11 protein-coding genes are annotated in these 13,148 nt (G+C 39.4%); 6 read left to right on the forward strand and 5 right to left on the reverse strand.

Going from position 1 to position 13,148, the window contains the following annotated elements:
- Positions 1–2: 2 nt before the first annotated feature.
- A complete protein-coding gene (locus tag QNI22_RS09775; protein WP_314510448.1) occupies positions 3–323 on the forward strand; it encodes a DUF7677 family protein in 321 nt (106 codons plus the stop codon).
- A gap of 901 nt (positions 324–1,224) precedes the next feature.
- On the opposite strand, the gene QNI22_RS09780 is transcribed toward QNI22_RS09775, so the two are convergent.
- Positions 1,225–2,301 (reverse strand): DNA topoisomerase IB, encoded by a 1,077-nt coding sequence (locus QNI22_RS09780; protein ID WP_314510449.1) that lies wholly within the window; start codon positions 2,299–2,301, stop codon positions 1,225–1,227.
- A gap of 612 nt (positions 2,302–2,913) precedes the next feature.
- Here QNI22_RS09780 and QNI22_RS09785 point away from each other — a divergent pair.
- Positions 2,914–5,478, forward strand: a complete 2,565-nt coding sequence (locus tag QNI22_RS09785) for a DUF1508 domain-containing protein (RefSeq protein WP_314510450.1) — start codon at positions 2,914–2,916, stop codon at positions 5,476–5,478.
- Positions 5,479–5,675: 197 nt separating this feature from the next.
- Positions 5,676–6,272 (forward strand): DUF2911 domain-containing protein, encoded by a 597-nt coding sequence (locus QNI22_RS09790; protein WP_314510451.1) that lies wholly within the window; start codon positions 5,676–5,678, stop codon positions 6,270–6,272.
- Positions 6,273–6,283: 11 nt separating this feature from the next.
- Here QNI22_RS09790 and QNI22_RS09795 read toward each other — a convergent pair whose 3' ends face one another.
- The 4 genes from QNI22_RS09795 to ubiE form a co-directional block, all read right to left on the reverse strand.
- A complete protein-coding gene (locus tag QNI22_RS09795; protein ID WP_314510452.1) occupies positions 6,284–6,892 on the reverse strand; it encodes a deoxynucleoside kinase in 609 nt (202 codons plus the stop codon).
- A gap of 37 nt (positions 6,893–6,929) precedes the next feature.
- Entirely contained in the window at positions 6,930–8,693 is a 1,764-nt protein-coding gene (locus QNI22_RS09800; RefSeq protein ID WP_314510453.1) for an SLC13 family permease, read from the reverse strand.
- Positions 8,694–8,876: 183 nt separating this feature from the next.
- Positions 8,877–9,599, reverse strand: coding sequence for a type IX secretion/gliding motility protein PorT/SprT (gene porT / locus QNI22_RS09805; protein ID WP_314510454.1), 723 nt, complete (start codon positions 9,597–9,599; stop codon positions 8,877–8,879).
- A gap of 198 nt (positions 9,600–9,797) precedes the next feature.
- The gene (gene ubiE / locus QNI22_RS09810) at positions 9,798–10,538 is read right to left on the reverse strand and encodes a bifunctional demethylmenaquinone methyltransferase/2-methoxy-6-polyprenyl-1,4-benzoquinol methylase UbiE (RefSeq protein WP_313993943.1); all 741 of its coding nucleotides are present in this window, start codon (positions 10,536–10,538) and stop codon (positions 9,798–9,800) included.
- 347 nt (positions 10,539–10,885) lie between these two features.
- Here ubiE and QNI22_RS09815 point away from each other — a divergent pair, with 347 nt between their 5' ends.
- The 3 genes from QNI22_RS09815 (at position 10,886) to QNI22_RS09825 (ending at position 13,103) form a co-directional block, all read left to right on the forward strand.
- On the forward strand, positions 10,886–11,605 hold the full coding sequence (locus tag QNI22_RS09815; RefSeq protein ID WP_313975536.1) for a MotA/TolQ/ExbB proton channel family protein: 720 nt from the start codon (positions 10,886–10,888) through the stop codon (positions 11,603–11,605).
- Positions 11,606–11,641: 36 nt separating this feature from the next.
- The gene (locus QNI22_RS09820; protein ID WP_313993946.1) at positions 11,642–12,055 is read left to right on the forward strand and encodes an ExbD/TolR family protein; all 414 of its coding nucleotides are present in this window, start codon (positions 11,642–11,644) and stop codon (positions 12,053–12,055) included.
- Between the two features lie 145 nt (positions 12,056–12,200).
- Positions 12,201–13,103: a nucleotidyltransferase family protein gene (locus QNI22_RS09825; protein ID WP_313993948.1), complete on the forward strand. Its 903-nt coding sequence runs from the start codon at positions 12,201–12,203 to the stop codon at positions 13,101–13,103.
- Positions 13,104–13,148 lie beyond the last annotated feature (45 nt).

The raw sequence follows: 13,148 nt of genomic DNA on the forward strand, positions 1-13,148 counted from the left end.
TAATGAAATTAAGCCATTCCTTTAGTGGAGCCCTGCGGACCTTCGCCTATTTTATGGCAAGTGGTACACATTATATGCTGGAAGGCATAGAGTATCTTTCTCTCTATGGAGAAGAACCCAGTGCTATCGAACAGGCCTTTGCGATTTATGCTAATGTGATTGAGGTAGATGAAAATGGAACAGTTTTAAATGCAAAGTATGCAGAAAAGAGAGCTACCCAATATATTCGCTCTTATTGTGATTCTGCTTTTGAAGTCGAGCCTCCATTTGAAGACTGGGAACTGGTATTACATGGCCCTCCACCACTAAAAGATCGTATCTGACCCCATAAAAAATAGCAGAACATTTCTTTTAGCACCTTGATTATTTAGCACTAATCCATTGATGTTTCCATGTGTTGATTTATGCTCATATAGGGCGACTGAACTGAAATACACACAGGGTTAATCGTTGAGTATACTTCATCACAAGCATCAAGCAGAGAAGTTTACTTGGTTTGTTGGAAAAAAATAATTTTTGCCTAGAATTCACCGCAAAAATACAGATGCGTTGAATAAACCGCAGAAATAGCTTTTGCATAGAATAAACCGCAAGATGAATGGTTGATCGGAATTCACGGCAAAAGTTTTCATATGAATAATTCAGTCCTAATCTTCAAAGAATGTCTGGATTAATTCGAATCCGTATAATGGTGATATGCCAATCGCTTCTACATTATTGGATAAATTCAATCTAGTTATAGTTTACACAGTAAATGCCTGATAATAAGGCCGGTTACATTAGGTTACACATGGTTACACTTGCGGTTACACTTTTAAACTCCTGTAAATGAGGCCGGTTACACTGGTTACACTTATTTCTCACATACGTATATTAATATAGTATATAGTATATATAAAGGGAGTATATACTTGCTTTTCTTTCTGGGAACTTTTACAAAAAATGGCAAAACTGTGTAACCAGTGTAACTGCGTTCACTATCAACTAGTTAAAGTGTAACCGCAAGTGTAACCATGTGTAACCAACTGTAACTCATTTGAGATTGGAGGTTTGTCCTCGCCACATACTACTAACCAGAGCAGTCTGTCACAGTGTAATAAACTTCAGGAGTATTCTTACAGAGGTCTGAATTACTAATTGCCACAGAGTAAAAATGGGTATTCGTCCATAAACCTGGGTAGTTTCTTTACATCTGTATTCAGATAATTCAAAACAGTGCGTTTCTTATTTCTTTTTCATTCCCTTCACCAACAAGTCCTTCACCAGTGTCTCAACTTCGGATAGTTCTTCAGTAATTTCACCTGATTCTGAGACTTTTCCAAAGTAATCACAAAGTACACCTGTCTCATAACTTTCCAGAATATGAGGATGTATATAATACTTTTTACATACAGCACGAGTATTACCCAGCTTTTGAGCTACTTCCTCAATCACCTGAACTACATTCTTTTTTGCTTCAGCAGCTGAGGTAAACTGACCTAATGAACAACAGGTCCTGAAGGCTTGCAAGGTTCCTGCCCAGGTACGAAAATCTTTTGCAGTGAAGGAATCCTGTGTAATCTCTTTCAGATAATTATTGACATCACTGGAGCCAATGTTTTGTCTTTGTCCTTTTTCGTCATAATACTGAAACAGTTCGTATCCAGGTATGTCACGACACTGCTTTATTAACTGAGTAAGACGTCGGCTTTGCAAAGCAATTTGATGCTCTACTCCTTTTTTGCCTTTAAAAGAGAAGGTAGTCTTTGTTCCTTCAATCTTGACATGCCTGTCACGTAAGGTAGTAAGTCCAAAAGAACCATATAGTTTCCGATACTCATCGTTTCCGATCCGAATATTGGTATATTCCAAAAGCCGTACAATGAGAGCAAGGACTTTACGATAGGTAATACCGGGAGAGGCAAGATCTTCATTTACCTTTTTCCGGATAGCAGGCAGATGTTCTGCAAACAAGTGAAGGCGATGAAACTTTGTCTCGCTTCGGACTGCATTCCAATCCGGATGATAACGATATTGCTTCCGTCCTTTCTGATCAAAGCCTGTAGCCTGCAGGTGTCCATCTGCATCTGGGCAAATCCATACTTTCTCCCAGGCAGGCGGGATCACCAGACTATGGATACGTTTCAGTGTAGCCTTGTCTTTACAAAGTTTCCCGTTGGGATATATATATTCAAACGACTCACCTTTCAGTCGACGAGTAATACCCGGAGTTTGATCTGTAGTATATATCAGGCCTGCCCGCTTAGCTGAAACAGTTGGATCTAACAGCAGCTGTTCTGCTTTCTTTGAATGCTTTACCATATCTATTTATTAAATTAGTTCATCAGATTTGTGGAGAATAGTTACTAAGGCATATTAGTAGTTATCCTATCTATGTAATTCCATCATCTCACTATCTCTTTTGTTCCTTCAGACAGACTAGGAGGTTTCTGAAATCAACATCTTCGATTATACCTTGTCTCTTAGTTCCTTCCTATTAAAATCCCGTACCTATTCACAATTACAAACAATCTACTGACAAACAAACAATTACATCCCATATAGTTTACAACTTATATTCACTGAGGCACCATTTCCACACTCCTGAAAAAACGGTAAGTATTACTTCCGAAAGAAGGCCATATCCAAAATATTCTTTTGTATTATTTACATTTTCTACATTCGTCTCAAAGTATAGGTATTACCTATTCTGAATACCCAACAGCTCGGTAACAGGTACAAACAAAAAGAAACGAATAACTTTTTTTTCGTTAAAAAAATCGCTAATTCTTTTTTATTTCTCTGATTTTCAATATAATTTGCTGTATCAACTCAAACTGCACAAACTATAACGGCTACATTTTTTAGCCTGTAGATTGACTATAACTGAACGCCTGTTCATATCTTTTTTAGCCACTAATCTCTTCATTTGTTATGCACTTTGAAATTATTCGCACCAACGATGTGTATGTGTTTCAGTTACTGGAGGACAACAATCTGCTAATGGCAGGTAACACTACTTACCAAGATCCATCATCCTGTATGGATGCCATTCGTAACTTTATACAGTTAGCCGCTACAGCAGCTAATTATATAACACATACAGAGAGCGGAAACTACCTGTTTGCCATACAGACAGGGGATACTGAGATTGCAAGAAGCATACCCTATGATAGTATGGAGAATGTGAATGTAAGTATCAATAGGCTGATTGAGCAACTCTCAACAACAAGTGACTATGAAGTAAATGTTATAGAAACCCGGACCCAATCAATCCAGAGGCCAGGCCTTCAGGTAGATCTGGATGCCTATGACTTTACACAGTTATCCCGATCAGGAAAAGCAGGTTTTGAGGTTTTCCAAAGTGCAAAGAACAATCTGTACTACTTTCATTTCAATAATTCACAGGGGCAACCTATCCTTTATAGTCAGGCTTATGCCAGCGAAACAACCCGGAATAACGGTATATGGTCTGTGATACAAAATGCAGATAAAGAAAAACGATATGAACGCAAAGAAACCGATACTGGAGCTTATTTTATTTTAAAAGCTATAAATGGCAGAGAAATAGCCAGAAGTAACTTCTTTACTACTACAACTGAAAGAGATGAAGCTATACAGTCGCTGCAAAAAACGGTTCAAAGCTTTGCTGATAATTATAGAAAGCCTGAAAAGACAAGTACCCGCAACGGAAATCCTCCTGTAGACAAATATAACTTTACAGTGGTATCTCAGTCCGGACAGGCGGGATTTGAAAGTTTCCAATCGGCAGACACCAAACAGTATTACTTTCATTTCAATGATACCGATGGACAGGCCATACTTTACAGTCAGGGATATGGAAATATAGCAGGACGCGACAACGGCATCCGTTCCGTTATCAAAAATGCCTACCAGGATGCCCGATATGTAAGAAACGAAGAAGAAGGGAAACATTATTTTATACTGAAAGCAGGCAATAATCAGGAAATTGCCCGGAGTCCATTGTTTGACACAACAGCGGCGATGGAGGCGGCTATCCTCTTTTTAAAAAATCAGTCTGTCACCTACGCTTCCAGATATCAGGTAGACTTATACACAGAAGAACTTCATACAGTAGAGACTCAACGGCTCAGCCTGCATGTTGACCATCCTGAACCTGTGACCAATCTATCAGAGAAGTCCAAACGCACCATTGATCAGTATGACTTTACCCAACGGTCACCTGTGGGCATCAAGGGATTTGAACCTTTCTATAGTATAAAAAATAACGCCTATTATTTTCACTATAATAACGATCAGGGTACCCCCATCCTGTTCAGCGAATCTTACCCAACAGCTCAAACACGTGATAACGGACTCGAATCCGTCAAACGAAATGCACCGATAGAATCACGCTGGAGGGTTCAGGAAGAAGACGGACAATACTTTTATAGCCTCAGGTCGGGTAATAATCAGGAGATAGCACGTAGTGCGTTCTATAACTCTCGTGAACTTGCTTTAGCTAATCTGGCAGTAATCCAGACTGCAGAATCTGGTATAGAGGTAGAGGCTCTCCCAATACAGGATAGCACCTATTTGTCTTACAATGGCATAACCAAATCAGAGCCAGTATTGGTTGACCCCATCATGCCCAGAGATATTCCGGCACCCAAACCTAAAGTATACCCTCAAACGGAAGCGCTTCCTTTGACTTCAGTAGCATCTACATCGCCACTGACAGAGCCCGCAGTAGCCACTATGGCCTCACAGGAAATAACATCTACAGGCCCTTCCGGTTGGGTTATAGGGGGTGTAGTAGCCGCCATACTGATATGTGGTGTTATATGGTATACGAGCTATCAATCCAACACTACAGACACTACTCTTTTTGCAGCACAGGCAAATAAAGCAGAACCTGTAGTAAAAGATCCGAAACAAACCTCGGCAACAGTAGCAACCACTATTGAAAATTTCCAACCTATTGCCTTATATTTCAATAATGATTACCCAAATCCTAAAACAAAGACCAGTACTACGGAACTGACCTATGGCCAAACATATGCCAGCTATTATAATCAGAAAGAAGTATTTACAAAGGAATATAGTAAAGGCAGTTCTAATGCAGAAGCCTTCAAACAGGAGGTAGAACAATTCTTTGACTCAAAAGTAAAAAAAGGCTACAATGACCTTACTGCACTTTCCGACAAATTATTAGCGAAACTTAAAGAAGGAAACAAAGTTGAGATCACAGTCACTGGATTTGCGAGCCCTCTTGCTGAAGGAGACTATAACAAAATGCTGACAGGCCGCCGGGTCAGCAGCATTGAAAATCATTTCCGAACATATAAAGACGGTCAATTTAAAGAGTATATGGATAAGGGGCTGCTTCTGATTACAGAACAAGCCTCAGGTGAGGATAATGCCAGTAGCAACATTAGTGATAACCGGGACGATGTACGAAGTTCGCTATATAGTCCTGCTGCCTCTGCAGAGCGCCGTGTAGAAATTACCAATGTAACTATCCAGAAAGCCAACTAAAGACTGCCTGTTCAGAACCTCACTGTCATCCAGATAAAAACTATATGACATTGAGGTTCTTTTTTTATACATTCAACAAGTCGTATAACCTGTTATCTTTTATTTACTGGAACATTCAGGCAACAATAATTATTTTACTTTCGTTTATTTGCAAGTAATTCGCAACACACTCTTTTACATAATCTATAGTTTCTGTAATGAAATCGTTTATTCCAGTTATAACCTCTCTCCTTCTAAGCTATCAGTTCGTATCAGCTCAGTCTCCAACAAAAGAACCAGTATTAAAAACACCTTCTTTACCAGTGTCATCTCGTGTGGATTCTATTATTACTCCTCGCCCAAGAACTAGTCCGGTGGCGCTGGCACAATACAAATCCACCAATATGTATATTCGGGTAGTGTATGGTCAGCCCTTAAAAAGAGGAAGAGAAGTATTTGGAGTACTTCAACCTTTTGGACAAGTATGGCGTACAGGCGCCAACGAAGCAACAGAGATTACATTTACAAAAGATGTAAAGTTTGGTGGAAAACCTTTACGGGCAGGAACCTATACCTTGTTTACAATCCCTGATGCCGAAAAATGGACAATTATTCTCAATGGAGAATTGGGTCAATGGGGTGCATTTAGTTATGATCCATCCAAAAATACCCTTACAGTAGATGCAAAAGCTGACATCATCAAAGAAACGTATGAGGCCTTTACCATCAAGTTTGATGAAACCAAGGCAGGAGCAGATCTTTCTTTGCTTTGGGATAAAACCAAAGTAACGATACCTATTACGTTTGAAAAATAGTGTTTCTCATTTCAGAGGGATAAGTAGTGATTAATCTTCTCTACTATCATCTGAAAATCCTCAGGTCTGTTCAGGAAGTCCAGTTCGTTTACATCAATATACAACATTGGGCTTTCCTGATAAGACCTGATCCAGTTCTGGTAGTGTTTCTGCAACGTTGCCAGATAGGTAATATCTACACTTTGTTCATACAGCCTTCCTCGTTTCTTTACCTGCAAGGTTAGTTTAGGTAAACCAGCATCCAGAAAGATAAGTAAATCAGGTGGCCGCACCAACCGCATGATTATATCAAATAACCGATGGTACGTTTGATAATCCTGTGTACTCATTATTTCAGAGTCATGGAGATTTTTGGCAAATACAAATGCATCCTCATAGATAGTCCGATCCTGGATAACAGGATGTTTGGCCTGGCTAATCTGAATAAGCTGATCAAACCGGCTGGTTAAAAAATGGACTTGTACCTGAAAAGCCCATCGTGGCATGTCCTCATAAAAATCGGCCAGATACGGATTTTCGTCAGGCATCTCTTTCAACGCTTCCCAACCATAATGAGAAGCTAATAATCCTGCCAGTGTTGTTTTACCGGCACCAATATTTCCAGCAATCGCGATATGCATAGGCAAAATGTTCAGAATATACTATAAAACCACATGCCTAGAATGGCCAAAGATAAGGCACTAATACCACAATAATTAACACCAGAATAAACGTAAGCAATGAGCCTATCTTAAAAAAATCAGCAAACTTATATTTGCCTGGTGCATATACAAGAATGCAGGAAGGCTCGAAAGGAGTAACCAGAGAAACGGAGGCAGCCAGCATTACCCCAATAGCAAACGTTCTGGGGTTTACCTGAAGAGAAGTAGCCGTCTGTAAGGCGATAGGTAAAATAACCAGTGCCGCAGCGGCATTGGACATAGGTTGTGTTAGAAATACAGTAAGAATCACAAAACCAGCCAAGATAGCCACATTACCAAGCGGCTTAAACAAATCCACAATCAGATTAGCCAACCACTCCGAAGCTCCGGTCTTCTGCATGGCCATACCAAAAGCACTCATACCTCCTATCAGGATTAATAATCGCCAATCAATGATCTCATAGGCTTTCTGTGATGAAATAGCCTTTGTCAGGACAGATCCTACAGCCGCTGTTAGAAAACAAACGGAAAGAGGTACATTCGTTAAGGAACCTACTAATACAGCCAATACAAAAAGTCCTACAACCAGTATACCTCGTTTTTGTTTAAACAATAAAGGTTTAAACTCTCCCATTACTGTCAGATCATGATTCTCCCGCAGATAGGCCAATCGTTCGGGAGTTCCCTGTACCAGAAGCAGATCTCCTAGTTTTAAATCAATGTTGTGAATCTTTTCTCTGAGTGTCTCCCCATATCGGTGGATGGCAATGACCACCAAACCGAACCGCTGGCGAAAGTTTGCATTCTTGATGTTATTTCCTATCAGATCTGAGTCTGTACGGGTTACTAATACCTCTGCCAATTGTATTTCTGGTGATTCCAGCGAAGCATTACTCAACATATCACCGCGGATTTCTATACCATTGGTTTCTTTGATACGAATCAGATCGTCTAGTTTTGCTTCAACCAGCAATAAGTCATTTTCCTGAATAACCAGATCCGGATGAGGAAAATATACCTGATTATTTCTAAGTATTTTTAAAATACGTATATCCATTCGGCTCAGCTCCGTATTGAATATTCGCTGTCCTGCCAAAGCAGATCCTGGTGTTACAACCACTTCGCTTAAATATTCCCGCATAGAATATTCTTCCATATAGGTAGAATCTTTGTAATCAGGTAACATCTTATTGCCAACCAGAAACATAAATGCTATACCTGTCAGAAAGAGTATAATACCTATGGGGGTAATTTCAAACATTCCAATACTAGTCAGATTGTTTTTCTCCAGATAGCCACTGACTGCCACATTGGTAGAAGTACCAATCAGTGTACAGGTGCCACCCAGAATGGAAGAGAAAGCCAAGGGCATTAATAATTTTGAAGGACTGATTCGCAGTTTCTTGGCAACTCCAATCACTGGCCCCACAAAAATGGCAGTGACTGTAGTATTGTTCATAAACGCTGAGACACTGCCTGCGATAAACATCACCAGTGTAGCCACCACACCCGCAGTAGCCTTTGATGAGATCTTCACCAGCGAAGATCCAATCCTGTCCAATACACCTGTTTCCTGCAAGGCTCCACTGACAACAAAAATAGAGGCCAGAATAATAATGAAGTCACTGCTAAATCCTACAAAGGCTTCTTCAGGAGAAAGAATCCCGGAAAGAATTAGCACAATTAGCAATAGAATTGTAACAACATCAACGGAAAGTTTTTCAGTAGCAAAAAGGATAATAGCTACAACTAAAAGAGATAGTACTAGTGCAATTTCCATATATTCGGTCAGGAACGTTAAAGTGCAACAGACAAAAGTCTATGCCATAAAAAATAAAAGTCATTTTGAATAAAATGACTTTTAATCTCGCTTCAATATATGCAAACCAAAGTATATAACTAATGCAAAAATCCAATATTCATTATTGTTCTTACAAAGACAAACCAACTGATAACCTTTGTATTAGAAATACAGATACAGTGTCACACTATGCCCACCAAGCCGGCTAAGTCCACGGCTGTAGATATTTTTATCCTTTACCAGCAGATTGGTTATGCCATGCGAAAACCGGATCTCAGGAGTAAACTTAAAGAATTCGTAAAATAGATCAGCACCGAATCCATATTCGATATTGAGGTCAAAATTTTGTGTACGAAGTGTATTCGAACCTCTGCTTTTTACATTAGAACCTACCTCAATAGCTGGTTTTATACCACCTACCATATACATCCGGATATTACCTCTTCGGATAGATTTATAACGTGCCAGCATGGATAACTCTACAAAGCCTGATTCCAGAATCAACTCCTTTACATTCCCAGCAGTAGAAGTATATTCTACTCTCCGTTCATAATAGGAAAAGGCAGGCACCAGACATATATCAAACTGCGGATCTAATCCATAGGCTACAATAAATCCCAACCCATAACTAGGTGACCACTTGGGATTGATAGCAGCAATGGTATCATTACCATTTACAAAACCGCTTGAATACCGACGTGTAAGTGTAGATACATTACCCGCGATAAAAAAACCGTAGTGTACAGGCTTGTCGTCATAATCAGGCAGATGCAAGCTATACATACTTGGACGTTTCGTATTTTGGGCTTGCGTCGAAAAAGTCAGAAGGCAGCTGCCAGATAAGATAAAAAGGATAATCAGTTTATTCCAGTGTATTTTTTTCATGCGATTAAAGATAATGTGCTCAGTGCTTATGTGCAGAGGTGCACATTAAAAGTACGTATGCAGGCTTACTAGTTGGCAGCCAACAACATTACTATCTTATATGATTTATTCAGACAATGTAACGATGCCTGGTATGTATTTGGTATGTTGTGGATAGGTGTTTGTGAAATTATACATATTTTCAATCTGTGACTTTAGCTATTTTTCTTTCTTTCCAGTATAGATAGAACAAATACCAAAAGTCAATGCGAGGCTCCGGGTTTTGCGAAAGCCAACCTTATCCAGAATAGCTGTAAAATCTTTTCCATCAGGAAATGCACGAACAGATTCAGGTAAATACCGATAAGCGCTGTCATCTTTGGAAACAGTTTTTCCAATCAGAGGCATAATCCGGTATGAATAAAAATCATAGAATTGTTTAAAAGGAAAACTACGTGGTTTGGAAAATTCCAGAATCACACATGTACCGCCTGGTCTGATTACCCGAAACATATCGGCAAGACCACGTTCCAGATTTTCAAAGTTCCTTACGCCAAAAGAAACGATGACAGCATCAAAAGAATTGTCTGAAAAAGGTAATTTTTCGGAATCCCCCAGTCGTAATTCTATTCTCTGGTCCAGACCTTTCTTCTTTAACTTCTCTCTCCCAATAGCCAGCATTCCCTCTGAAATGTCTACCCCTACTATTTTATCTGGATTGAGTTTCAGTGCCTCTATTGCAAAATCAGCTGTTCCGGTAGCTATATCCAGAATCGTTTTTGGCTTTTCTGATTGCAATAGTTTAATGGCACGTTTCCGCCAGTAGATATCGATACCAAAGCTAAGCAGGCGATTCAGCAGGTCATACTTAGGAGATATCGTATTAAACATGGAAGCGACCTGCTCCTTTTTGCCAGCTTGCTGGCCTTTATAGGGTACAATTATTTTTTCGTCAGTCATTTCAATACAGAAATTTTGTGCAAAGATAGAGAAGTACGCTAAATTTCAGATTCTGAATTCAGATTTCAGCATATTATCATTCACAAACCGAAGCTCCGAAATAGTAGAAGAGTTAATAAATCTGATCTCAGTCAAAGCCTTTCTTTTTTCAGAATCTATTACTCACAGCAACATTGTTTGAAAAGAAAAGGTTGGAAACTTGCGGAAATTATCCGGTTTATAATAATTTTGGACTCAATTTTTCGTTGAATACGCAAATACAAATAGGATATGGGTAATATCATTGGCCCTCTGCACCTAAATTCCTGATAAAATTTATCATCTTATCTAAACACAAAATCCTAACAATGTTTCTAACCATTCTTTTGCAAGTAGTGACCGGCGATACGACAGCAGTGGCCACCGATTCAGTTACAGCTACAACCAAAGAACTTTCTCTCCTGGACTTGTTAATGAAAGGGGGCTGGATCATGCTTCCTATCGGTATTTTATTATTTGCCGCCATCTATATGTTTATAGAGCGCTATCTGTATATCAAGTCTGCCAGTAAAATGGATCCTGATTTTCTAAGTAAAATACGTGATCGACTGCGTGATGAAGATATACGTGGAGCACAGGAAGTATGTCAGTATTCCAAAACTCCTATTGCCCGTATGATTGGTAAAGGATTATCCCGTATCGGTTCTCCAATCCGCGATGTGGAGTCTGCTATCGAAAACACGGCTCGGGTAGAGATCTACCAAATGGAAAAGAACCTGGGATTGTTGGCAGCTATTGCAGCTATTGCTCCTATGTTTGGTTTTCTTGGAACTGTAGTAGGTATGATCAAGGCATTCTTTGATATTTCAATTTCTGATAACATTAGTATTGGGGTTATTTCCAGTGGTATCTATACCAAAATGGTGACCTCAGCATCAGGTCTGATTGTGGGTGTATTGGCTCATATGTTACATACATATCTGAACAATATGATCGACCGGAACGTAAACAAGATGGAGGTAACTGCCATAGACTTTATGGATATTCTGTATAAACCTGTTCAGGTAAAAGAAACTGTAAGAAGATAATATTTCCGGCACAGCATCCTGATAAACTAAACTCCTATGAATCTTCGCAGACATCGTAGAAAAGAATCCGCAGTAGAAGCTTCTGCTCTGTCAGATATTTTATTTTTCCTGTTACTGTTCTTTTTGATTATGAGTACATTGGCCAGTGCCAATGCTATCAAGCTTACATTGCCCAGAGCAGCAACGGGGCAAACTATCCCCAAACAAAAGCTCAATCTGTATATTCGGGAAGAAAATGGGATATTGAAATATTATATTGAAAAATCAAATAGATCAGTAGCCTTTGAAGATCTTCAGACAGAACTTACAGCCGAAGCCAGTAAACTGGACAATCCAACCATTGCCCTGCGTGCAGATGAAACTATTGTATATGGGGAAGTTATAAAGGTGATAGATATATGCAATAAAGCTCGTCTTCCTGTCACTGCCATTGTAGACAAAACAAAGTAATCGTTTAGTACTCACCCAATGTAAAAGCACTGAAATGTCATATTGAAGCTTTTGCATTGGGTGTGGTATTATTTTTTTTAACAACGATCATCAGCAAATCCCTGTTTGTAATTTTTATAGATATTAACCATTAACCTTTTTCATTTTGAAACCAACACTACTCATTTTAGCCGCAGGTGTCGGAAGCCGATATGGTGGACTAAAACAAATGGACGGAATGGGCCCGTCTGGCGAAACTCTACTAGACTATTCTGTTTATGATGCTATTCGTGCCGGTTTCGGCAAAGTAGTTTTCGTAATTCGTAAAGATATTGAAGCAGATTTTAAAGAGATTTTTCATGAACGCTTCAGCAGCCGCTTTCCTGTTGAATATGTATTCCAGGAATTAACAAAGCTACCAGCAGGCTTCACCCCTCCGGAAGGAAGAACAAAGCCATGGGGAACTGTTCATGCAGTTCTGATGGGTGAAGAAGCTATTAACGAGCCTTTTTGTATGATCAACGCGGATGATTTTTATGGCTTCGAATCATTTGATCTTATTGCCAAAGAACTATCCAAACTGGATCCAAATGGCACTGAATATATCAATATTGGCTATAAAATTAAAAATACACTTTCTGAACATGGTTCTGTAGCCCGCGGTATTCTGGAGGCAGATGCCAATGGCAACCTTACTCAGTTAGTTGAACGTACCAAAGTAGAGAAAACAGCTACCGGAGCACGTTATGAAACAGAAAATGGCTGGGTAGACCTAACCGGTGATGAGCCTGTATCTATGAACTTCATGGGTTTCCCTCCATCTGCATTCCCACTGATGAAAGAATATTTTACAGAATTTCTAAAGAAAAATGGCAATGACCTGAAGGCAGAATGTTTTATTCCTAACTTCATGGGAGAAATGTCCAAGCAAGGAAAAGCACATACAAAAGTTATTTCAACACCTGCCAAATGGTTTGGAGTAACGTATCGTGAAGACCGTCAGATGGTTGTAAATGCAATCAAAGAACTGGTAGCTCAGGGCAAATATCCTGAAAAGCTGTGGTCTTAATCAAACACTATAAAAAAAGAAGCTCCATTTTTCAATGGAGCTTCT

The organism is Xanthocytophaga agilis (assembly GCF_030068605.1).
Taxonomy (GTDB): Bacteria; Bacteroidota; Bacteroidia; order Cytophagales; family 172606-1; genus Xanthocytophaga; species Xanthocytophaga agilis.

Excerpts from the sequence above, each read along its gene's own strand:
- QNI22_RS09815 (WP_313975536.1), top strand. The coding sequence starts at position 10,886 with ATGTTTCTAACCATTCTTTTGCAAGTAGTGACCGGCGATACGACAGCA.
- QNI22_RS09820 (WP_313993946.1), top strand. The coding sequence starts at position 11,642 with ATGAATCTTCGCAGACATCGTAGAAAAGAATCCGCAGTAGAAGCTTCT.
- QNI22_RS09795 (WP_314510452.1), bottom strand. The coding sequence starts at position 6,892 with ATGCATATCGCGATTGCTGGAAATATTGGTGCCGGTAAAACAACACTG.
- porT (WP_314510454.1), bottom strand. The coding sequence starts at position 9,599 with ATGAAAAAAATACACTGGAATAAACTGATTATCCTTTTTATCTTATCT.
- QNI22_RS09785 (WP_314510450.1), top strand. The coding sequence starts at position 2,914 with ATGCACTTTGAAATTATTCGCACCAACGATGTGTATGTGTTTCAGTTA.
- QNI22_RS09800 (WP_314510453.1), bottom strand. The coding sequence starts at position 8,693 with ATGGAAATTGCACTAGTACTATCTCTTTTAGTTGTAGCTATTATCCTT.
- QNI22_RS09790 (WP_314510451.1), top strand. The coding sequence starts at position 5,676 with ATGAAATCGTTTATTCCAGTTATAACCTCTCTCCTTCTAAGCTATCAG.
- QNI22_RS09775 (WP_314510448.1), top strand. The coding sequence starts at position 3 with ATGAAATTAAGCCATTCCTTTAGTGGAGCCCTGCGGACCTTCGCCTAT.
- ubiE (WP_313993943.1), bottom strand. The coding sequence starts at position 10,538 with ATGACTGACGAAAAAATAATTGTACCCTATAAAGGCCAGCAAGCTGGC.
- QNI22_RS09780 (WP_314510449.1), bottom strand. The coding sequence starts at position 2,301 with ATGGTAAAGCATTCAAAGAAAGCAGAACAGCTGCTGTTAGATCCAACT.